Origin of the sequence: Bacillus badius NBRC 15713, assembly GCF_001591605.1 — a bacterium.
GTDB classification, from domain to species: domain Bacteria; phylum Bacillota; class Bacilli; order Bacillales; family Domibacillaceae; genus Pseudobacillus; species Pseudobacillus badius.
This window is the reverse complement of the sequence record NZ_BCVF01000003.1, coordinates 1-21624: the sequence shown is the minus strand read 5'-3', so window position 1 is coordinate 21624 and position 21624 is coordinate 1. Positions and strand designations below refer to the sequence as shown.

The 21624-nt window shown below is 44.6% G+C and carries 24 protein-coding genes and 1 pseudogene; 21 read left to right on the top strand and 4 right to left on the bottom strand.

Going from position 1 to position 21624, the window contains the following annotated elements; all coding sequences use genetic code 11:
- Nucleotides 1–6 precede the first annotated feature (6 nt).
- The 17 genes from BBA02S_RS02230 to BBA02S_RS02150 all read left to right on the top strand — a co-directional run bounded on the left by BBA02S_RS02230 (nt 7) and on the right by BBA02S_RS02150 (nt 17867).
- Nucleotides 7–1152, top strand: coding sequence for a cysteine desulfurase family protein (locus BBA02S_RS02230; protein ID WP_041113967.1), 1146 nt, complete (start codon nt 7–9; stop codon nt 1150–1152).
- Nucleotides 1153–1186: 34 nt separating this feature from the next.
- The gene (gene mnmA, locus BBA02S_RS02225) at nt 1187–2302 is read left to right on the top strand and encodes a tRNA 2-thiouridine(34) synthase MnmA (RefSeq protein ID WP_041113968.1); all 1116 of its coding nucleotides are present in this window, start codon (nt 1187–1189) and stop codon (nt 2300–2302) included.
- A 217-nt stretch (nt 2303–2519) separates the two neighbouring features.
- Entirely contained in the window at nt 2520–3182 is a 663-nt protein-coding gene (locus BBA02S_RS02220; RefSeq protein WP_041113969.1) for a tetratricopeptide repeat protein, read from the top strand.
- 12 nt (nt 3183–3194) lie between these two features.
- Nucleotides 3195–5585, top strand: a complete 2391-nt coding sequence (gene recD2 / locus BBA02S_RS02215; RefSeq protein ID WP_174521393.1) for an SF1B family DNA helicase RecD2 — start codon at nt 3195–3197, stop codon at nt 5583–5585.
- A 66-nt stretch (nt 5586–5651) separates the two neighbouring features.
- Nucleotides 5652–5840: a hypothetical protein gene (locus BBA02S_RS02210; protein ID WP_041097411.1), complete on the top strand. Its 189-nt coding sequence runs from the start codon at nt 5652–5654 to the stop codon at nt 5838–5840.
- A gap of 272 nt (nt 5841–6112) precedes the next feature.
- Nucleotides 6113–7192: an AI-2E family transporter gene (locus tag BBA02S_RS02205; protein ID WP_041097408.1), complete on the top strand. Its 1080-nt coding sequence runs from the start codon at nt 6113–6115 to the stop codon at nt 7190–7192.
- 341 nt (nt 7193–7533) lie between these two features.
- Nucleotides 7534–10167 carry an alanine--tRNA ligase gene (gene alaS / locus BBA02S_RS02200; RefSeq protein ID WP_041097406.1) on the top strand — a complete coding sequence of 878 codons (2634 nt, stop codon included), beginning with the start codon at nt 7534–7536 and terminating at the stop codon, nt 10165–10167.
- Nucleotides 10168–10249: 82 nt separating this feature from the next.
- Complete coding sequence (locus BBA02S_RS02195; RefSeq protein WP_041097404.1) at nt 10250–10516, top strand: IreB family regulatory phosphoprotein; 267 nt, start codon at nt 10250–10252, stop codon at nt 10514–10516.
- Nucleotides 10517–10522: 6 nt separating this feature from the next.
- Nucleotides 10523–10939 (top strand): Holliday junction resolvase RuvX, encoded by a 417-nt coding sequence (ruvX, locus tag BBA02S_RS02190; protein WP_041097402.1) that lies wholly within the window; start codon nt 10523–10525, stop codon nt 10937–10939.
- A 13-nt stretch (nt 10940–10952) separates the two neighbouring features.
- Nucleotides 10953–11237: a DUF1292 domain-containing protein gene (locus BBA02S_RS02185; protein ID WP_041097400.1), complete on the top strand. Its 285-nt coding sequence runs from the start codon at nt 10953–10955 to the stop codon at nt 11235–11237.
- Between the two features lie 125 nt (nt 11238–11362).
- Nucleotides 11363–12481 (top strand): endolytic transglycosylase MltG, encoded by a 1119-nt coding sequence (gene mltG / locus BBA02S_RS02180; RefSeq protein WP_041097398.1) that lies wholly within the window; start codon nt 11363–11365, stop codon nt 12479–12481.
- Between the two features lie 273 nt (nt 12482–12754).
- Nucleotides 12755–13402, top strand: coding sequence for an O-methyltransferase (locus BBA02S_RS02175; RefSeq protein WP_041097395.1), 648 nt, complete (start codon nt 12755–12757; stop codon nt 13400–13402).
- A gap of 1 nt (nt 13403) precedes the next feature.
- The gene (locus tag BBA02S_RS02170) at nt 13404–14333 is read left to right on the top strand and encodes a peptidase U32 family protein (protein ID WP_041097393.1); all 930 of its coding nucleotides are present in this window, start codon (nt 13404–13406) and stop codon (nt 14331–14333) included.
- 16 nt (nt 14334–14349) lie between these two features.
- A complete protein-coding gene (locus tag BBA02S_RS02165; RefSeq protein ID WP_041113970.1) occupies nt 14350–15624 on the top strand; it encodes a peptidase U32 family protein in 1275 nt (424 codons plus the stop codon).
- A 5-nt stretch (nt 15625–15629) separates the two neighbouring features.
- Complete coding sequence (gene udk, locus BBA02S_RS02160; protein ID WP_041097389.1) at nt 15630–16265, top strand: uridine kinase; 636 nt, start codon at nt 15630–15632, stop codon at nt 16263–16265.
- A gap of 206 nt (nt 16266–16471) precedes the next feature.
- A complete protein-coding gene (gene greA / locus BBA02S_RS02155) occupies nt 16472–16942 on the top strand; it encodes a transcription elongation factor GreA (protein WP_041098219.1) in 471 nt (156 codons plus the stop codon).
- A gap of 265 nt (nt 16943–17207) precedes the next feature.
- Entirely contained in the window at nt 17208–17867 is a 660-nt protein-coding gene (locus BBA02S_RS02150) for a YrrS family protein (RefSeq protein WP_041097387.1), read from the top strand.
- Between the two features lie 120 nt (nt 17868–17987).
- On the opposite strand, the gene BBA02S_RS02145 is transcribed toward BBA02S_RS02150, so the two are convergent.
- Nucleotides 17988–18191, bottom strand: a complete 204-nt coding sequence (locus BBA02S_RS02145) for a DUF2536 family protein (protein ID WP_041097385.1) — start codon at nt 18189–18191, stop codon at nt 17988–17990.
- A gap of 130 nt (nt 18192–18321) precedes the next feature.
- Here BBA02S_RS02145 and mtnN point away from each other — a divergent pair, with 130 nt between their 5' ends.
- Entirely contained in the window at nt 18322–19023 is a 702-nt protein-coding gene (mtnN, locus tag BBA02S_RS02140; protein ID WP_041097383.1) for a 5'-methylthioadenosine/S-adenosylhomocysteine nucleosidase, read from the top strand.
- 329 nt (nt 19024–19352) lie between these two features.
- Here mtnN and BBA02S_RS02135 read toward each other — a convergent pair.
- From BBA02S_RS02135 to BBA02S_RS02125, 3 genes and pseudogenes are all read right to left on the bottom strand, one after another.
- Nucleotides 19353–19736, bottom strand: a pseudogene (locus BBA02S_RS02135) (sigma-70 family RNA polymerase sigma factor); the annotation flags it as partial.
- A gap of 41 nt (nt 19737–19777) precedes the next feature.
- Nucleotides 19778–20350, bottom strand: a complete 573-nt coding sequence (locus BBA02S_RS02130; protein ID WP_041113971.1) for an ImmA/IrrE family metallo-endopeptidase — start codon at nt 20348–20350, stop codon at nt 19778–19780.
- Nucleotides 20351–20389: 39 nt separating this feature from the next.
- Nucleotides 20390–20812 carry a helix-turn-helix domain-containing protein gene (locus BBA02S_RS02125; protein WP_052477338.1) on the bottom strand — a complete coding sequence of 141 codons (423 nt, stop codon included), beginning with the start codon at nt 20810–20812 and terminating at the stop codon, nt 20390–20392.
- 160 nt (nt 20813–20972) lie between these two features.
- Here BBA02S_RS02125 and BBA02S_RS02120 point away from each other — a divergent pair, with 160 nt between their 5' ends.
- From BBA02S_RS02120 to BBA02S_RS02115, 3 genes are all read left to right on the top strand, one after another.
- Nucleotides 20973–21197 (top strand): helix-turn-helix domain-containing protein, encoded by a 225-nt coding sequence (locus BBA02S_RS02120; protein ID WP_041113972.1) that lies wholly within the window; start codon nt 20973–20975, stop codon nt 21195–21197.
- Between the two features lie 69 nt (nt 21198–21266).
- Nucleotides 21267–21389: a hypothetical protein gene (locus BBA02S_RS21220; protein ID WP_255211740.1), complete on the top strand. Its 123-nt coding sequence runs from the start codon at nt 21267–21269 to the stop codon at nt 21387–21389.
- Nucleotides 21390–21432: 43 nt separating this feature from the next.
- Nucleotides 21433–21624, top strand: a 192-nt coding sequence (locus BBA02S_RS02115; protein WP_156477586.1) for a hypothetical protein, incomplete at its 3' end; no start/stop codon positions are given.

Below are 21624 nucleotides of genomic sequence, written 5' to 3'. Positions count from 1 at the left end.
GAGAGAATGGAACGCATTTATTTAGATCATGCGGCAACAACTCCTATGCATCCGGAAGTGATCGAAACAGTGACTGCCCAGATGAATGATACGTTCGGCAATCCGTCCAGCATTCACTCGTTTGGCCGGTCCTCCCGCCAGGCAGTAGACAGAGCGCGAACAGCTGCAGCTGCCAGCATCGGAGCTGACTTCAATGAAATTATTTTTACGAGCGGAGGCACAGAGGCTGATAATCTGGCGATTGTTGGCACAGCCCAGGCGATGAAGCACCGCGGCCGTCATATTATTACATCAGCGGTAGAGCACCACGCTGTCTTGCACACATGCGCTTATCTTGAAAAAGAAGGCTATGAAGTCACTTACTTGCCGGTGAACAAAGAAGGGCTGGTCCGTGTAGCCGATTTAGCTGCTGCTTTGCGGGAGGATACCATTCTGGTAACAATTATGTACGGCAATAATGAAGTCGGCACTATTCAGCCGATTGCGGAAATCGGGGAGCTGTTACAAGAACACCCGGCCGTTTTTCATACCGATGCCGTCCAGGCCTATGGCGCTGTTGCCATTGATGTGAAAGCGGATCATATTGATCTGCTGTCAGTATCGAGCCATAAAATTAACGGACCTAAAGGGGTCGGCTTTTTGTATGCAAGAGAAGGACTGCTGCTTACGCCCGGCCTTTTTGGGGGCGAACAGGAGAGAAAACGGCGGGCTGGAACGGAAAATGTGCCGGCGATTGCCGGATTTGGAAAAGCGATTGAACTTGCTATGGCTTCTATGGCTGAGAAGAGTAAGCGTTATTCGTCATTTAAAGAACGGCTGATGCATTTGCTCACAGAAAAGCAAGTGGCTTTTTCTGTGAACGGATCGCTTGAACGATCATTGCCGCACGTGCTAAACTTAAGCTTCCCTGGAACAGATGTGGAATCGGTGTTAGTGAATTTGGATCTTGCCGGCGTTGCAGCATCTAGCGGTTCAGCCTGCACGGCCGGGTCAATTGAGCCGTCTCATGTGCTTGTAGCGATGTTTGGCAAGGAGTCCGACCGCCTGCGCAACTCCATTCGTTTCAGTTTTGGCATAACAAATACGGAAGAACAAATAGATCAAGCAGGAGAAGCAACGGCGAACATTATCGCTCGTTTAACGAATAAATAAACGCCGGCTCCTGCAGGGAAAGAGAGTGGACAAAATGAAGAAAGCACCGAAAGACACCCGTGTGGTTGTCGGCATGTCCGGCGGCGTGGACTCTTCGGTTGCCGCCCTTTTATTGAAGGAGCAGGGCTACGACGTCATCGGTATTTTTATGAAAAACTGGGATGACACAGATGAATCCGGCGTCTGCACAGCAACAGAGGATTATAATGATGTCATCCGTGTATGCAATCAAATCGGCATCCCCTATTACGCAGTAAATTTTGAGAAGCAATATTGGGATAAAGTCTTTACCTATTTCCTTGAGGAGTATAAAGCCGGGCGCACACCGAACCCGGATGTAATGTGCAACAAGGAAATTAAATTTAAAGCCTTTTTGGAGCATGCCATGAGTCTTGGAGCTGATTACTTGGCAACCGGGCATTATGCACGGGTCGATCATAGCGGCGAAGAAGTAAAAATGCTTCGCGGGCTTGATGAAAATAAGGATCAAACATACTTTTTGAACCAGCTTCAGCAAGAACAACTGGAAAAAGTACTGTTTCCAATCGGCGGCATTGATAAAAAGCAGGTGCGGGCGATTGCTGCAGAAGCGGGGCTCGCTACAGCAGCCAAAAAAGACAGCACAGGCATTTGCTTTATTGGCGAACGCAACTTTAAAGAGTTTTTAAGCGGCTATTTGCCGGCACAGCCTGGTTTGATGACAACAATGGACGGCGAAGTAAAGGGCCATCACGACGGCTTAATGTATTACACGATCGGCCAGCGGCATGGTCTTGGCATCGGCGGATCAGGCGAGCCCTGGTTTGTTGTGGGCAAAGATTTAGAGAAGAACGTTCTTTATGTAGATCAAGGCTTCCATAATGATTTGTTGTACTCTACTTCGTTAATTGCCAATCAAGCAAGCTGGGTATCGAACAAGCCAAAGCCGCAATCTTTTGAGTGCACGGCTAAATTCCGTTACCGTCAGCCAGACAATAAAGTAACGGTTCATTTGCTTGAAGATGGAAAAGTGAAAGTGGACTTCCATGAACCGATTCGAGCGATTACACCAGGACAAGCAGCTGTGTTTTATGACGGAGAAGAATGTCTCGGCGGAGCAACGATCGATCAGGTGTTTAAAGATGAAAAGAGACTGACCTACGTTGGGTAACGAGCGGTTAAGCCAACTGCTTTAAATGAACAGAGAGCTGTGGGCGTAAGTGGTCTGCAAAGATGAGAATCAATCTTTTTAATGAATACTACCGAAATGATAAAGAAAAAGAAGGCATCCTGAAAACCAGACTTTTTAGGATGTCTTCTTTGTTAATTTTCTGCAGGGTCCGCCCGCTGTGGTATAATCTTGATGAAAATAAGTATAGAGGTGGCTCATGGATAAAAATTTACAAGGTATAGAATATTTGCAGCAAGGAAAAGTCGAAGAGGCTTTAAGGTTATTTTCAGAACGGATCGAAGAAGCTCCGGAAGATCCGACCGCCTATATTAACTTTGGCCATGTACTGTCGACCGTCGGTGAGCAGGAACGGGCTGAGCGTTTTTATAAAAAAGCGATCGAGGTAGATCCGGCAGCCGGAGCCGCCCATTATGCGCTTGGCACCTTTTATTATGAGCAAGAGCAGCTAGAAGAAGCCTGCCGTGAATTTGAACAGGCGATCAAGCTGGGGCTTGAGGAGAGCGATGTGTTTTTCATGCTGGGTATGGCACTTAGCCAGCTTGATCAGTCTGTATTGGCATTGCCGTATTTGCAGCGCGCGGTTGAGCTGAACGAAACGGACACAGAAGCACGCTTTCAGCTCGGACTTGCATTGGCAAAGGTGTCGGCATATGATGAAGCCATTCGTCAGCTTGAGCAGGTGGTGGCAACTGATGCCAGCCATGCGGATGCTTATTACAACCTTGGTGTTGCCTATGCCGGTCACTTAGAGGACGCGGAGAAAGCCGCAGCTATGTTTGACCGGGCACTTGCTATTCAGCCGGATCATATGCTCGCCGGCTATGGAAAGAAAATGCTTGAAAAAGCCGAAGAACGATAAGGAGTGCCGCTGATGGAACAAGGGTCAATGGATTTGTTTGCCAATGGGGAAAAGTACGTTAAAGGCCGGCACCTTGTTACGATCTTTCATAATGAAGAGAATTTTTACTCTGTTCTGCGTGTTCGTGTGCTGGAAACAAATGAGGCCTGTGAAGACAAGGAGGTAGTCGTTACCGGTTACTTTCCGCAAATTCATGAACAGGAAGTGTATGTTTTTTATGGCGCTTTCAAAGACCATCCGAAGTTCGGGCGCCAGTTTCAAGCCCGGCATGCCCAAAAAGAAGTGCCGCAGACAAAGCAAGGCATCATTACTTACTTATCCAGTGACTTATTTAAAGGGATTGGAAGAAAAACGGCAGAAACGGTGGTTGAAACGTTAGGAGAAGGAGCGATCTCCAAAATCCTTGATCATCCGTCTGTGCTTGATGAGGTGCCGCGCCTTTCTGCAGATAAAGCGAAAAGCCTGTATGAAACGCTTCTTGAACACCAAGGGCTGGAGCAGGTGATGGTGGCGCTTAATCAATACGGATTCGGCCCGCAGCTCTCAATGAAGATTTACCAGGCTTATCAGCAGCAGGCTATTGAAATCATTCAAAAAAATCCTTATCAGCTTGTTGAAGATATTGAAGGGATTGGCTTTGGACGAGCGGATGAGCTTGGCGCACAGATCGGCATTGATGGAGAACATCCTGATCGTGTGAAGGCCGGGATCTTATTTACCATTGAGCAACAATGCATGCAAGAGGGGCATTGTTATTTAGAATCGGAACAGCTGTTGCAGGAAGTCAAAGCTTTGCTGGACAAGAGCGGCAAAGAGCAAGTGTCTTTTGAAGCGATTGCCGAGCAGCTGATCGTTTTAGAGAAAGAGGGAAAAGTAGTCGGGGAAGAGAGCCGGGTGTTTTTGCCCTCTTTATATTTTTCGGAAAAAGGTCTTGTCGCCAACATTGAACGTTTGCTCAAGCAAACAGAGTATGAAGATCAATTTCCTGAATCAGAGTTTCTGCTGGCGCTCGGCGATTTAGAAGAGCGAACCGGCGTCCACTATGCCCCTTCTCAAAAAGAGGCGATCCAAAAAGCACTTATGTCGCCAATGATGATTCTGACAGGGGGGCCGGGCACAGGAAAGACAACGGTCATTAAAGGCATTGTGGAGCTTTATTCCGAACTGCATGGCTGTTCGCTTGATCCCAAGGCCTATGGAAAAGATGAGCCATTTCCAGTGAAGCTGGCAGCGCCAACCGGACGGGCGGCCAAACGAATGGCAGAGTCGACAGGGCTTCCAGCGGTCACTATCCACCGCTTGCTTGGATTCAGCGGCCAGGAAACACACGAAGATGAAGACAGCCGGGAGGTGCAGGGGCGGCTGCTCATTGTTGATGAAGTATCAATGGTTGACATCTGGCTCGCTTATCAGTTATTTAAAGCATTGCCGGATGATATGCAGGTTGTGCTTGTCGGTGATGAGGATCAGCTTCCATCTGTGGGACCCGGACAGGTGCTGAAGGACTTGCTTGCATCCGGTGTGATTCCGACTGTTAAGCTAACGGATATTTACCGGCAGGAGGAAGGGTCCTCCATTATTGAAATGGCTCATGAAATCAAAAGCGGCCAGATGCCGTCCAACTTAACAAAGCAGCAAAAGGATCGTTCTTTTATCGCTTGCCATGTCCAGCAAATCCCTGAAGCAGTGGAGCAAGTGGTGAAAAGTGCAATTAGAAAGGGATTTACGGCGAAAGACATCCAGGTGCTTGCCCCCATGTATAAAGGGCCTGCGGGAATTGATCGTCTAAATGAAATTTTGCAGGAGATTCTTAATGCCAACCCTGATGGCTCCCGCAAGCAAATTGATTTTGGAGGCGTCCACTACCGTATTGGCGACAAGGTGCTCCAGCTTGTGAACCAGCCGGAGCAAAATATTTTTAACGGTGACATCGGAGAAGTAGTGTCCATCTTTTTTGCAAAAGAAAATACAGAAAAGCAAGATATGGTGATCGTCTCTTACGAAGGAAATGAAGTCACCTATACAAGACAGGACTTAAATCAAATCACTCATGCCTTCTGCTGCTCCATCCATAAATCACAGGGAAGCGAGTTTCCGATTGTCATTCTCCCGGTAGTGAAGAGCTACTACCGGATGCTGCGGCGTAATCTGCTTTACACAGCTATCACGCGGAGCAAGCAGTTTTTGATTTTGTGCGGGGAAGAAGACGCGTTTCGGATCGGCATTGAACGCAATGATGACCTTATGCGTAAAACAGCGTTAAAGGAAAAGTTAATGAAGGCGCTAGCGGAGGAAGCATCAGAAGGGGAGGCGTTTCGCTTCGTGGCATTGACTGAAGAAACAATTACAGCCATCGATCCGATGATTGGGATGGAAGAGATCACACCTTACGACTTTTTATAAGCTTATAGGTATAAAAATGGGGAGCGCCGGGCACGCTGTTTGCAAAAAGCGTGCGAGGTGACGCCCATGATTACATGTCCAAACTGTCAAAGTAAAGAGCTGGGGAAGATCGGAACAAACCAATACTATTGCTGGGGCTGCTTCATCGAACTTTCCATTGAGAAAAATGTGATTTCCGTTCATCAGGTCGAAGAAGATGGCTCTCTAAGCTCTCTTAACGATCTTTTTGAAGAAGAAAAAAGAAGGATGGGCTGATTAAAAAAGCAGGGATGACTGTTTCTCCCAAAGAGAATCGGCTTGCGGAGAACTCATTTCTTTGCACTCTCAGTTAGCCGGCAAAAGGAGGTTCGGAATGGCTTTATTCTGCCCCTCTTTTGCCGGCTTTTATTGTATTTTCCCTCTTATCCTATCCCTCCCAGCCAAACCGGCCGCTGCCGGTTTTTTCATTGTTTTCAGCAGAATGAATAAACCAGCGGCATCTAGCAGCAAACTATATAAAACAGTTTGATTAAAGGGTGTCGGATCCGATGGAAAACAAGTTGAAACTAAAATGGCTGTATTTAGCGTGTGCTGTTCTTCTCACATTGCTGGCAGTGTACGTTCTGTATTTATTAAGCCCGGTGCTCAGTCCAGTGCTTCGGGGAATTGCAGTAAGCCTGATGCCTTTTTTGCTCGGGGGCTTCATTGCTTATTTGCTGCACCCGCTCGTAGAGAAGATGACCGAGCAGGGCGTTTCAAGAACGATGGCGATTCTGCTTATCTATATATTGTTTTTTGGCATCATGGGCATCGGCTTATTTAGAGGCATTCCCCTATTTATTGAGCAGCTGAGAGAATTGTCGCAAAGCGCCCCCGAGCTTTCCAAAATGTATGAAGAAAAGGTTGTTGCCCTTGAGGCAGAAACGCTGACGTGGCCGGACGGCGTACAGGAAAAGATTCATAACCGCATTATCGGCTTTGAGCATTGGCTTTCTGGTCTTGTGGAAGCATTCATGAATATTCTTATGAAAATGGTCAACTTTTTGCTGGTGCTGGCCGTGGTGCCCTTTATCTCTTTTTACCTGCTTAAAGACATTCACCGCGTAAAAAAAGCGGCGTGGACATTTACACCGAGAAAGTGGCGGACAAGAGCGCTTCGATTCGTCAGGGAGCTGGACAGCTCATTGGGGGGCTATATAAGGGGGCAGCTGCTTGTATGTTTAGCTATTGGAACGGCAGCGGCTTTGCTGTTTACGTTTATCGGGCTTAAATATGCGATTCTGCTCGGCTTGATTATCGGCATTACCAACGTGATCCCTTATTTTGGCCCGATTATCGGTGCGGTCCCCGCTGTTTTCGTCGCATTGACGATGTCCGGAAAGATGGCGTTGTACACGGCTATTATTATGCTTGCTTTGCAATTCATCGAAGGCAATGTATTATCGCCGTGGATTGTCGGCAAGAGTGTGCACCTTCACCCGCTTTTTATTATCGGGGCATTGCTGCTAGGCGGGGAAGCAGGGGGCGTGGTCGGCTTAATTGTCGCTGTCCCGGTTCTTATTGTTTTTAAAGCAGCTTTCATGGCAGAGCGGCGGGTAAAAGTCCGTTTACAAAAAGCTCCGCATTGACAAACACATTTAAAGTTTTTTATAATTTCGTTATATCTTAACAAATCTAAATCAATGATGGATCAAGTATGTTATAGTCCACCTAAGTGCAAGGCACATCAGAGAGAAGCTTCCTTGGCTGGAAGAAGCTTCGGGTGAAGGGTAACGGAAAGCTAGTCCGGAGAGCAGCTAATCCCTGCCGTTTGCCGCGTTAAGGCCTTTGAGAGATGAATCGGCAGGTGTCTGTCCGGTTCATAATCAGGGTGGTACCGCGAAAAAGCTTCGTCCCTGTCCGGGGAACGGAGCTTTTTTTGTTGTCTCAAAATAACACTTAATTCATTACTTAACAGGAGGAATCACAGATGAAAACGTTGACTGGTGCTCAAATTCGTCAGATGTTTTTAGAGTTCTTTCAGGAAAAAAACCACCGTGTGGAGCCGAGCGCTCCGCTCGTGCCGCATGATGACCCGAGTCTGCTGTGGATCAACAGCGGCGTGGCGACACTGAAAAAATATTTTGATGGCCGCGTGATCCCTGAAAATCCGCGGATTGTCAATGCGCAAAAGTCCATTCGGACAAATGATATCGAAAACGTAGGAAAAACAGCCCGCCATCATACTTTCTTTGAAATGCTCGGCAATTTTTCAATTGGCGAATATTTTAAGAAAGAAGCGATTCATTGGGCTTGGGAATTTTTAACCGATAAAAAATGGATGGCTTTAGACCCGGAAAAGCTATCCGTCACCATTCATCCTGAGGATGATGAAGCCTTTAAGATTTGGCATGAGGAAATGGGTGTGCCGGAAGAGAGAATTATCCGCCTGGAAGGGAACTTCTGGGATATTGGCGAAGGACCAAGCGGACCAAATACAGAGATTTTCTATGATCGCGGTGAATCCTATGGAAATGACGAAAACGACTCGGAGCTTTATCCTGGCGGTGAGAATGAACGTTATTTAGAAATCTGGAACCTGGTATTTTCTCAATTCAATCACAATCCTGATGGTACATATACGCCGCTGCCAAAGAAAAACATTGATACAGGTATGGGGCTTGAGCGGATGGCATCGGTTATGCAGGAAGTGCCAACTAACTTCGATACAGATTTGTTTATGCCGATCATCGAAGCGACAGAAGCTATTTCTGGGGAGAAGTACCGTGAAACAGTTGAAAAGGATGTAGCCTTTAAGGTAATTGCCGACCATATTCGGACAGTTGCCTTCGCTGTCGGGGACGGAGCTCTTCCATCAAACGAGGGCCGCGGCTATGTTCTTCGCCGCCTGTTGCGCCGTGCTGTCCGCTACGCGAAGCAAATTAACATTCATCGTCCATTCATGTTTGAGCTTGTTCCTGTAGTGGGTGAAATTATGAACGACTTTTACCCGGAAGTGAAAAACAAGCAAGAGTTCATTCAACGAGTGATTAAAAACGAAGAAGAACGTTTCCATGAAACCTTGCATGAAGGCTTAACCATTTTGTCAGCGGTCATTCAGTCAGCGAAGAACAACGGCTCAAATATGATTGCCGGAGCGGACGTATTCCGTTTATATGACACATACGGTTTTCCGGTTGAGTTAACAGAAGAGTATGCCGAAGAAGAAGGCATGGAGATTGATCATGAAGGCTTTGAACAAGAAATGGAGAACCAGCGCGAACGTGCGCGTGCAGCCCGTCAAGATGTCGGGTCCATGCAAGTGCAGGGCGGAGTGCTTGGTGAGATTAAAGTGAAAAGTGAATTTACCGGCTATGATGAGCTGACAGCTGAAGCTACAGTTGAAGTAATCATTGCCAATGGCGAAATTGTGGATAGCGCGCAAGAAGGCGAGGCCGTTCAATTCATACTAAGCCGCACTCCTTTCTATGCTGAAAGCGGCGGTCAAACAGCGGATAAAGGAGTGATTGAAGCGGAAGGTGTGCGCGCTGCTGTTCAAGATGTTCAAAAAGCGCCAAACGGGCAGAACATCCAGCATGCCATTATCGAGAGCGGCGTATTAACAACCGGTCAAACAGTTACTGCTCGTGTTGACGCGGCTTCACGCAACAAAATTATTAAAAATCATACAGCCACTCACTTGCTTCATCAAGCATTGAAGGATACTCTCGGCACACACGTTAATCAGGCCGGCTCGCTTGTTGAACCGGACCGCCTGCGCTTTGACTTCTCTCACTTTGGCCAGGTGACACCTGAGGAACTGGAGCAAATTGAAGAAATCGTCAATGAAAAAATTTGGAACAGTCTGGCTGTAGGAATTGCCCACAAATCAATTGATGAAGCGAAAAAAATGGGGGCAATGGCCTTGTTCGGTGAAAAATATGGAGATGTTGTCCGCGTTGTTTCTGTCGGCGACTACAGCTTAGAGCTTTGCGGCGGCTGCCACGTGCCAAATACTTCCGTCATCGGCCTGTTCAAAATTGTTTCAGAGAGCGGAATCGGTGCCGGAACACGCCGAATTGAAGCGGTGACCGGAGAAGCAGCCTATAAATTCCTGAACAGCCAGACAGCACTTTTGAAAGAGGCGGCAAATAAGCTAAAAGCTAATCCGAAAGATATTTTGGCAAAAGTAGAAAGTTTACAGGCGGAAATGAAAGAATTACAGCGCGAAAATGAATCACTTTCCCAAAAATTGTCCAATATAGAAGCAGGAAGCCTTCTCGACAGGGTACAGGAAGCAAATGAAGTCAAGTTCCTTGCTGCTCGTGTACAAGCAACAGATATGAACAATTTACGCTCAATGACTGATGAGTTAAAGCAAAAGCTTTCATCCGGCATTATCGTGCTCGCTGCTTCTACGGGAGATAAAGTGAATATTGTTGCTGCGGTGACGAAAGATTTAGTTGAGAAAGGATACCATGCCGGCAAGCTGGTCAAAGAGGTAGCTACGCGCTGCGGAGGCGGCGGGGGCGGACGTCCGGATATGGCACAAGCTGGCGGAAAGGACCCGGAAAAAATAGAGGAAGCACTTAATTTTGTGGAAGACTGGATTAAATCCGTTTGATTCCATGAAAATTTATTGTACAATGGAAATAACTTGTACAATAGGGAGTTTTCACTTTCAAGCCTAAAGCGAGGTGCTATTAATGAGCTCTTTTGATCAAACGATGAAATTTAATTTTCCGGAGGAACCGTTTGAACAGAACGTGGAAGAGGTACTTTTTAAGGTGTATAAGGCTCTTCAGGAAAAAGGGTATAATCCGATCAACCAAATTGTCGGGTATTTGCTTTCCGGCGACCCCGCATATATCCCGCGGCACAACGATGCACGTAATTTGATTCGTAAGCTTGAGCGTGATGAAATTATTGAAGAGCTTGTGAAAACATATTTAAAACAGCAGCGAGAGGAATAAATCTTTATGAGGGTTATGGGCTTAGATGTCGGCTCGAAAACAGTCGGTGTCGCCATTAGCGATGAATTAGGCTGGACCGCGCAGGGCGTGGAAACGATTCGGATCAATGAAGAAAAGTATGATTTTGGTTTAGGACGCATTGAAAGCTTGTGCAAAGAATACGGCGTTGAAAAATTTGTCGTCGGGCTGCCTAAAAACATGAATAACACGATTGGCCCGCGCGGAGAGGCCTCAAAAGCCTTCGCTGAAAAGCTGGAAAAGCGCTTTTCGCTGCCTGTTGTTCTCTGGGATGAACGCTTGACGACAATGGCAGCCGAAAGAGTGCTGCTTGAAGCAGATGTAAGCCGCAAGAAACGCAAAAAAGTGATTGATAAGATGGCTGCCGCAATGATTTTGCAAGGGTTTTTGGACAGCCAAAAATAATGAGGTGAAGAGAATGGAACACGGAGAAAGACAAATTACAATTATTGATGAAAACGGCAACGAACAGCTATGTGAAGTGCTTTTTACATTTGATGCTGATGACTTTAACAAGTCTTATGTGCTATATTTCCCAGTTGGGGCGGAAGAAGACGACAATGAAGAAATTGAAATTCACGCGTCTGCTTTTACTCCTGGGGAAGACGGTGAAGACGGCGAGCTTCAACCGATTGAAACCGATGAAGAGTGGGAAATGATTGAAGAAATGCTAAATACATTTCTTGAGGAAGAAGAAGAATAATCCAATCATCAAAAGAGGCCGGGATGCTATTGCTTCCCGGCTTTTTCCTTTCTCCTTTTTCTTAAAAGATGTAGTATAATAAAAAAGAAAAGAGAGGGTCGTTATTTGTTGAAAGGAGTAAGTGTATGTCGAAACAATCCTATATCCAGCCGCCGGGTAAAAAGAGACGGTTGAAAAAAGCTATTTTTTTTGCCGTTCTTTCATTGCTGCTGATTCTGGGCGGACTGACAGCAGGCGGTTACTTTTTCATTCAATCTGCCTTAGAGCCTGTTGACAAAACAGATCATCATCCGATCCAGATAAATGTTCCTATCGGTTCAAGCTTATCTGTGATTGCTGAAAAACTAGAAAGCGAAGGAATCGTAAAGAATGCAGAAATTTTTAAATATTACGTGAAGTATAAAGGGGAAGGCGACTTTCAAGCAGGTGAATATTCATTTACTCCAAGTATGACGATGGATGAATTGATTAAAAGCTTGAAAACGGGAAAGGTGATTGGACAAGGAAAAGTGAAAATCACGATACCGGAAGGATTCCAATTAACACAGATTGCTGCCGCGATCGGGAAAGAGACAGGACGTTCCGCTAACGATGTGCTCAAAGTAATGAACGATCGGGCATTTATTAAAGAAATGATGAGCAAATATCCCGAGCTGCTGACGGAGGAGGTATTTGCTGAAAAAATTCGCTATCCGCTTGAAGGATATCTTTATCCGGCTACTTACCATTATGCAGACAAGAAAAAGCCGGTTAAGGCAATAGTAGAAGATATGCTCAAGAAAACGGACAGCGTGCTTGTCCAGTACCGGACATCGATAGCAGCCAAGCAAATGAGTACGCATAAGCTGCTCACCCTTTCTTCCTTGATAGAAGAGGAAGCAACGGAAAAGGCGGACCGCCATAAGATTTCAAGTGTATTCTACAACCGCTTGGCAGCAGGGATGCCGCTGCAAACAGACCCGACCGTATTATATGCGCTCGGCAAACATAAAAAACGGGTTCTTTATGAGGATCTAGAAGTAAATTCTCCTTATAATACCTACAAGGTAAAGGGACTGACGCCAGGGCCAATCGGCAATAGCGGTGTTTCATCAATGGAAGCTGCTTTAAATCCTGCAGACACTGATTTTCTTTATTTCCTTGCTTCTCCAGCAGGGGATGTATATTACGCGAAAACATTGGAAGAACATAATAAGCTAAAGGAAAAATACATTACTGGTCACTATGAGAAGCAAAACCAATAGGCAGAAGCATCGCTTTTTCTGTGCCTTTGTGGTAAAATAGTTCAAGTATTTTTGGGGAGAAAAGTCGATAACTGATCATAAAGCAGAAAGCTGACGGGCTTTCTTCTTTTTCTTGTCGATGAAAGCAACCTTGCTTCTTCTATTTGAAGACTAAGCTTTCCTGCCGAGACCGTGATAGGCATGCCGTGAGGACAATATATTTGCTTCCTTAGGCAGACCATAGGTAAGTAAGGCGCTTTTGCTTTGACATAAAGCCTTTTCGAAAAGGAGAGTATGATGGAAAACAGGATCGATCATTATATAGAATCGTTAATTAAAACCAGGGAGCCGCTGTTTGCCGAAATGGAAGCTTTTGCCCGAGAACACCGTGTCCCGATTATGGAGCCGGCTGGTATAGAAGCACTGCTCCAAATTATGCGTATTCAGCAGCCCAAGCGGATTCTAGAGATTGGCACAGCTATCGGCTATTCTGCCTTGCGCATGGCTGCTGCTTTGCCGGATGCGGAGGTTGTAAGCATTGAACGGGATGAGCAGCGTTATCGCCAGGCGATGAGTTATATTGGGCGTTCTGAGTATGGAAGCCGGGTGGAGGTTTTATTCGGGGATGCACTTGAACTAGTGGATAAAGCTGGAGAAAAGGGGCCGTATGATGCTATTTTTATTGATGCGGCCAAAGGACAATACACTAAATTTTTTGAACGCTATTCCGCATGTTTAACAGCCGAAGGGACGGCTTATACCGACAATGTCTTATTTAAAGGCTACGTTGCGGGTGTTCCGGCTGAATCTAAACGGATTATTAATTTAGTAAAAAAAATTCAATCTTACAATGAATGGCTGATGAATCATCCGGATTTTGATACGGCATTGTTTCCGGTAGGCGATGGTTTAGCTGTCAGCCGCAAAAGAGGTGGAAAATAACGTGAAAAAACCAGAATTACTTGTTACGCCGCATAGTGTTGCTGCGATTGATCTTCTTGCAGAAGCGGGAGCCGATGCTTTTGTTGTTGGAGAACAGCGCTACGGACTGCGTCTTGCGGGTGAGTTTAGCAGAACAGACATTGCACAAGCGATTGAGACGGCTCATGCTAAAGGAAAAAAAGTGTACGTAGCAGTGAATGCGATTTTTCATAATGACATTGCCAATGAACTAGATGAGTATATCGCATTCGTGAAAGAAGCGGGAGCCGATGCCATTGTTTTTGGAGATCCGGCTGTTCTAATGGCTGTTCGTGCAGCAGCTCCTGATATGCCGCTTCACTGGAATACTGAAACTACAGCAACAAATTACTTTACTTGCAACTACTGGGGAAAACGCGGAGCAGTGCGAGCGGTTCTTGCGAGGGAATTAAGCATGGAAGAGATTATTGAAGTTAAAGAGCATGCTGAAGTAGCGATTGAGGTACAGGTGCATGGCATGACATGCATGTTTCAATCGAAGCGGCCGTTATTAGGACATTATTTCGAATACCAGGGCAAAGCAATGGAAATTGAAAATCGCAAAGATGCGAAAAATATGCTTCTGTACGATAAAGAACGTGAAAACAAATATCCAATTTTCGAAGATGCAAATGGCACACACATCATGAGTCCTAATGATATATGCATCATTGATGAATTGGCCGAACTGCTTGAAGCAGGGATTGACAGCTTTAAAATTGACGGAATCCTTCACTCACCCGAATATTTGCTCGAAGTGACGAAGCTTTACCGCCAGGCGATCGATTTGTGTGCAGAATGTCCGGAAGAGTACGAGGAGATAAAGGACGAGCTGCTAGAGAAGATTGAAGATTTACAGCCGGCACACCGCCCGTTAGATACAGGCTTCTTCTTCAAGGAAACAGTTTATTAAAAAAGGAGGAACACTCGTGAGTGCGGTTATAAACGAGAAAATTTCAACTATTGTCGACGGAAAGCGGGTTATTGCAAAAAAACCGGAATTGCTGGCGCCGGCAGGCACATTGGAAAAATTAAAGATTGCCATTCACTATGGAGCGGATGCCGTATACATCGGCGGCCAGGAATATGGGCTCCGTTCCAATGCGGGAAACTTTACATTGGAACAAATGAAAGAGGGCGTGGAGTTTGCCAAGAAGTATGGGGCAAAAGTCTACGTAACAACAAATATTTATGCGCATAATGAAAATATTGACGGTTTGGAGGATTACTTGCGCGGTTTGCAGAATGCCGGCATTACCGGTATTATTGTAGCCGATCCGCTCATCATTGAGACATGCCGTCGTGTGGCACCAAAAGTAGAAGTGCATTTAAGTACACAACAGTCGTTATCTAACTGGCGCGCTGTGCAATATTGGAAAGAAGAAGGGCTGCATCGTGTCGTCCTTGCGCGGGAAACAACGAGTGAAGAAATGCGCGAAATGAAGGAAAAAGTAGATATCGAAATTGAAACGTTCATCCATGGAGCTATGTGTATCGCTTATTCTGGCCGTTGTGTGCTGAGCAATCATATGACTGCCCGTGATTCGAACAGGGGTGGATGCTGTCAGTCATGCCGCTGGGATTATGACTTGTATTCTTTAGAAGAGAACGGCGAACAGGCTCTATTTTCTGAGGATGATTCTCCTTTTGCAATGAGTCCAAAAGACTTAAAGCTGGTTGAGTCTATTCCCAAGCTTATTGAATTGGGGATCGACAGCTTAAAAGTCGAAGGACGCATGAAGTCTATTCATTACGTAGCAACTGTTGTCAGTGTGTACCGCAAAGTTATCGATACGTATTGTGCAGACCCAGATAATTTCCAAATCCGCCAAGAATGGCTGGATGAGCTTGAAAAGTGTGCGAACCGTCCGGCGGCTCCTGCTTTCTTTGAAGGAACGCCTGGTGTTGAAGAGCAGCTATTCGGTGTTCATGGCAAAAAAGCTTCCCATGATTTTGCCGGTCTTGTTCTTGATTATGAAGAAGAGACAGGAATGGTCACTTTACAGCAGCGCAACTTCTTCCGACCTGGAGATGAAATTGAATTTTTCGGACCGGAAATTGATAACTTCACCCAAAAGGTGGGCACGATTTGGGATGAGCAAGGAAAGGAATTGGACGCTGCCCGTCATCCGCTGCAAGTGATCCGTTTTCAAACAGCCAAACCGGTCTATCCGAATAACATGATGCGAAAGGGGCTTGAATAAACTTCATGGACCAGAAGCCAGTTGTTATCGGTGTTGCCGGCGGCTCCGGCTCCGGCAAAACAAGTGTTACAAAGTCAATAGCCGAGCATTTTCAAGGGCATTCGGTTATGGTTATTGAGCAGGACTACTATTATAAAGATCAAAGCCATTTGCCGTTTGAAGAGCGGCTGAAAACCAACTATGATCACCCGCTTGCATTTGACAATGATTTGCTTATCAGCCATATCGAGAAGCTGATTCGATATGAAGCAGCCGAAAAGCCGATATATGATTATGCCCGTCATACCCGTTCAGCCGAGACAGTCCGGATGGAGCCGAAAGATGTCATTATATTAGAAGGAATTCTTGTGCTCGAAGATGAACGCTTGCGGGATTTAATGGACATTAAGCTCTTTGTCGACACAGATGCGGATTTGCGCATTATTCGCCGCATGATCCGTGATATTAAAGAGCGGGAGCGCTCGTTTGAGTCTGTTGTTGATCAATATTTAAATGTCGTTCGGCCGATGCACAACCAATTTATTGAACCAACGAAGCGCTATGCGGATATTATTATTCCGGAAGGCGGCCAAAACCATGTGGCCATCGATTTGATGGTAACAAAAATTCAAACGGTTCTTGAACAAAAAGCCATTTTATAGTATCTTTTTATGAAACAGACATAATCTTTTAAAAACAAAGGCTGTCTCAATCATTGTAGCGGGCTTAACTGGCGCGCTCATATATAGAGGAAAACGCTTTCTCTATATATGAATGCAGTAAAGCTACTCTAAATGAGACAGCCTGCTCATGTTTATTGTTTTCCTGCACCAAGGAAGGCGTCGAGATGAAAAGGAGTGGAAGGGACTTGTCAACAGAAAAAGTATACCCAATGACTAAAGAGGGGAAAGAAAAGTTAGAGCAGGAACTAGAGTACTTAAAATCCGTTAAGCGCAAGGAAGTTGTGGAGAGAATTAAAATCGCTCGCAGCTTTGGTGATTTATCGGAGAACTCCGAATATGATTCTGCTAAGGAAGAGCAAGCCTTTGTAGAAGGGCGCATTGGTACGATTGAGGCAATGATCCGCAATGCTGAGATTATTGAAGAGGACAACAGCAACGTTGTTTCCTTAGGAAAAACGGTCGTATTCATTGAGCTGCCGGATGGAGAGGAAGAAACTTACACAATTGTCGGCAGCGCCGAAGCTGATCCGTTCGAAGGAAAAATCTCCAATGATTCTCCTATTGCAAAAAGCCTGCTCGGCAAAGAAGTGGGCGATGAAGTCATCGTTCAAACACCTGGCGGCGAGATGAAAGTGAAAATCGTCTCAATTAAATAATAGACGGACCAAAAGCGTTAAAGGCAACTAGGCCTTTAGCGCTTTTTTTCAATCCGATCATTCAATGACCATCTTGTGATACAGAGGGGAAGCTGAGGGCTGAAAAAGGGCCATCCGTTTCTCGCTTCTTTCTTTTAGAGGATTTGCATTTGAATGGCGCTAAAAACAACACTACACTTTCACGGAGCTTTCGGTTAAAATAGCTTCATGTTCCAGTGCAGTCATGATAAAATGTGAATGATGCCGAAGAGAGAGGAGTCGTAATATGGCACAATCATCGCGTACAGAAAGAAAATCTAAGCGAAGAAAAACCAATCGAATTTTAAATACCGCCATTGCTGTCGTTGTTCTTTTAATTGTTGTTGTAGGCTTTACTATTTTTTCTGGCGGTGGAAAAGATGAAGATCCGCAGCCGCCGAAACCGAAAACAGAAACACAGCAGTCTGCAGCCAAGGAAAAAGAGGAGCCATCCTCCGATGTTAAAACCTCTGATGTGAAAGACGAGGATGAAGACAAGGCTGATAAAGAAGATCAAACAGATAAAGAACAAAAGGATAAAGAACAAAAAGACAAGGGCGAAGTCATTGAAAAAGAAAGTGATGAGCCGAATGTTGAAAAAGAAATCATTGATCCAAATTGGACAGGCATCGGCACTTCACAATCAGGACAGCATACTTCTTCCTTTGATACAGGTTCAGTAGACTGGGAAGAGAAAAAAGATGCATTATCTTATGCGACAGGCATTCCTAAAGAAGAGATGGTCGTTTGGTATATTAGCGGAGACGGCCCTAAAGGGGCAATTGGAACAGTCTCCAAGAAAAGCGACCAGGATAATGCTTACCGCGTATACATTAACTGGGTAGAGGGCGAAGGCTGGAAACCTCAAAAGATGTATAAGCTGGAGCATAACGATAAAGGGCGGTAAGATGCAAGAGAGACTATCCAATAAGTCTCTAAAATAAAAACAGATCGAGAAAAAGGGGCCGACCCAAAAAGTCATTTTTCATGACCTTTTGGGACAGCCCGTTTTTTTGTCAGGCCCGTGTTATTTCGCTTTAAAGTGAACGACTGCGGAAAAGTGTTTATGCCCATCTGCATCCATTTGCATTTGATGAGTAACAGAATGGACACTGAGGAGGATCGCTCGGTTTTGTTCAATTTTCTCAGCGATTTTCTTTTCTAGAGCCGCCAAACTGCTGGCTTCAAAAAATTCAACTTTATCTTCAATTAAATCTAGATGGAACTGCATAGTTTTTCTCCTTTCGAGTTGAACTGGCTTCTGTTTTATGTATACAAGATAGGAGGCAGAAGTGGCAAGCGATTTTGGCGAAAAAATGTTAAAATGGGACAGGTAAGTGCAAAAAACGGAGGAATATAAAATGAAAATAGCCATTATCGGAGCAATGGAAGAAGAAGTAGTTATTTTGCGTGAGCAAATGGAAAATCGGAAGGTAGAAACGATTGCCAACAGCGAGTTTACAACGGGCACATTAAACGGGGCTGATGTGGTTTTATTGCGTTCCGGCATTGGGAAAGTAAATGCCGCCATGACGACCGCTATTTTGCTGCAGCACTTTCGTCCAGATGCTGTGATTAATACCGGTTCCGCAGGCGGATTAAATCCTGAACTGAATGTAGGCGATGTCGTGATCTCTGCTGAAGTGCGCCATCATGATGTGGACGTGACGGCATTCGGTTATGAATATGGCCAAGTTCCGCAGCTGCCTGCCGCTTTTGCAGCAGATGAGAAGCTTGTGAATATTGCTGCAGAATGCGCAGCAGAAGACAGAGAGGAACAAGTGGTTAAAGGATTGATTGCAACGGGAGATTCATTTATGAGCGATCCAGAGCGTGTACTGGCGATCGGCGAAAAATTCACCGGCTTACAGGCCGTTGAAATGGAAGCGGCGGCTATCGCCCAGGTTGCTTATCAGTTTGGCACTCCATTTGTAGTCATTCGTTCGATCTCGGATATCGCCGGCAAGGAGTCCGACATTTCGTTTGAACAATTTTTGCCGAAAGCAGCCCGCCATTCCGCCAATCTTGTTGTGAGTATCGTTGACCGGCTCGCCCGGCAGTGAATTGTGAAGAATTTGTGAAAAGCGTGCTACAACTTATTCTTTTTGTGGTACATTAATAACAAATAGCTTTTTTGACTGTGTAAGGAGTGAGGAAGAATGGTCATGATGATTATGGGGTTGCTGCTTGCTACAATTATGGGAATATTAGTATCAGTTACAATCGATTAAACAGAAGAGCAGAAGGCGCCCTAGGCGGCGGGGAAGTGTTCTTCAGCTTTCTGGCTGAATGGAATGTCTCTAAGCCGCCCGGGCGGCAGCAAAAAGATGTAAAGACTTTGACAGAAACTAACAAAAACGGCTTCCGCACTGGAAGCCGTTTTTGTCGTTGTTTAATGCCCTCTCCCTTTTTCTTCCCGATAAAACTCATGAAACATTTTCATTAACGCCCGCTTCTCAATGCGTGATACATAGCTGCGGGAGATGCCGAGCTCTTTAGCAATTTCACGTTGCGTTTTTTCATCATTTTGATTTAAGCCGAAGCGGGCAATAATCACTTCTTGCTCGCGCTCATCCAGAACGCGCAAAAACTTCAGTACTTTTTTCAGTTCGATCGTTAATAAAATGTGCTCCAGCACGTCTTCGTCTTCCGATTTTAAAATATCGAGCAAATTAATTTCGTTTCCTTCCTTGTCATGGCCGATCGGATCTTGGAGCGATACATCTTTTTTTGTTTTCTTTAAGGCACGCAAATGCATTAAAATTTCATTCTTAATGTCAATAGTATCGCTAAGAGGAATTTTGTTGTCCTCTCTTATTATATACGATGGAGACTTCCTAACTTTCCTCTAAAAGTAATCATTGCGTCAATTCTTCGGTTGAATATTAACTTCAACCTGTATTGAGCGAATTCCTCAGGGACAAGAAAGTGATCGGCTATTTCAGAAATAACAACCGGTTGCTCATAGGCTGTATTTATAACCTCTCTCAAAAAGGCGCTTGGCAGCAAGAGATAAGCTGACATTCTCTTCGCTTGATTCTCTGTTTTACAGATAGCGTATGAAGAAATTTTAAGCTGTGGCAGATAATGAGCATAGATGTGGCAAAATTCTTCTGCGAGCAACAACTTCCTTTCGATATAAGGCAGATTCTCTCGCAAAAATATAGTGCCTTTTCTTCCTTTCTCCTTTGGGATAGAAAAAGCTTTCAGATCCTGTACAAGCTCATAGTCTGTATGCAACTCAACGAACTCTCTAGCCAGAGGTTTTATTTTAATTCCATATCTCCAGCAAATCTCATGCATGTCAATTTCGTCTGGATAGGCAAAAGAGAAATTCGATAATACTTTATATGCTCTTTCTTCCCATTGATCTGTAGCAATTCGAAACATTATCCCAATACAATCCCTTCTTTTGTGGCCTTGTTTTCATCAGTCCTCTAATTCACCAAAACCATCCTTTCCTTCATCTTCATCATCGTCTAGTTCCTTTTTAATAAAATCGTACATTTTTATTAATTGTTTAACTTTCTTTTCTGGATTTGTAGAAAGGTCATGAAAAGCCATCGGGTATTTCTTTAACTCGTTGAACACCAACAACTCTTCCATGGTCAGCATAATGTCTTGGCCTGCCACAGTAACTTTGTTGTTAGGCGAATCAGATAAGCCTAAGAGGTAATCCGTTGATACATCATATATATCAGCCATTTTCTTTAGAGTTTCTGTATCTGGATCTCTATAATCCCTCTCATAGTTAGACAAGACGGCATTAGTAATGCCTATTCGTTCTGCCACATACTTTTGTGACCAATTCCTTTTCTCTCTTTCCTTTTTTAATCGCTTTCCCAGAGTCATGATTCTTACCTCGTTTCATCTATTTGTTTACATACTACCCTAAATAAACATAACGTTAAATAAAATCAACAAAAAATTAAACAAAGGGTTGACTTTAAACTTATCGTTGATATAATAAAGTTATAAGTTAAACTTTACGTTGAAAAAGGAGGTGATTGCTATGAAAGTAACGGATAAAATTAAAGCTATCCGGAAGGCTAAAGATATTAATCAAGAAGTGTTGGCTGATCGTCTGGATATTACTGTTCAGTCCTACAGCCTTAAGGAGAGAGGCAAAAGGCCACTCATGGTAACTGAACTAGAAATAATCGCTGATGCGTTGAATGTTCCTGTCGGGATTTTTTTTGAAAAAGAATTAAACGTAAAGTTGAATTTAACTTCATAAAAGCCCCTTTGTTAATTAAATTATCTGATCTCAGCTTTTATTAGTCAACAAAAAAAGGGAGGGTCATCAATGGAAGTCCGATTAATATTAGGACCCAACGCTGAAAAGACCAGAGAAAAGGCGTTTGACGTTCTTATAGACATTCTAAGGGATTTGGACTTGGAAGAAGAAAAAAACGAGCAGGCAAGCTGATAAAGCTGTTTTTTGACTCATTACAACGATTGGAGGAATTGAAATGAGATCCACTATTGAAGCACAAATCAAAGTGCAAAAAATGTTCATCGAATCGGCGCAGGATTTAATCAAGCAAGAAGGTGCTGTATTTGCCTTTGAACATGAAATCAAAATCCGTAAGCAAACCATCAGATTTTTAGAAAGCTTACTGGATGAAATGCAGCCATACATGTTAGTTGATATACCACATTAT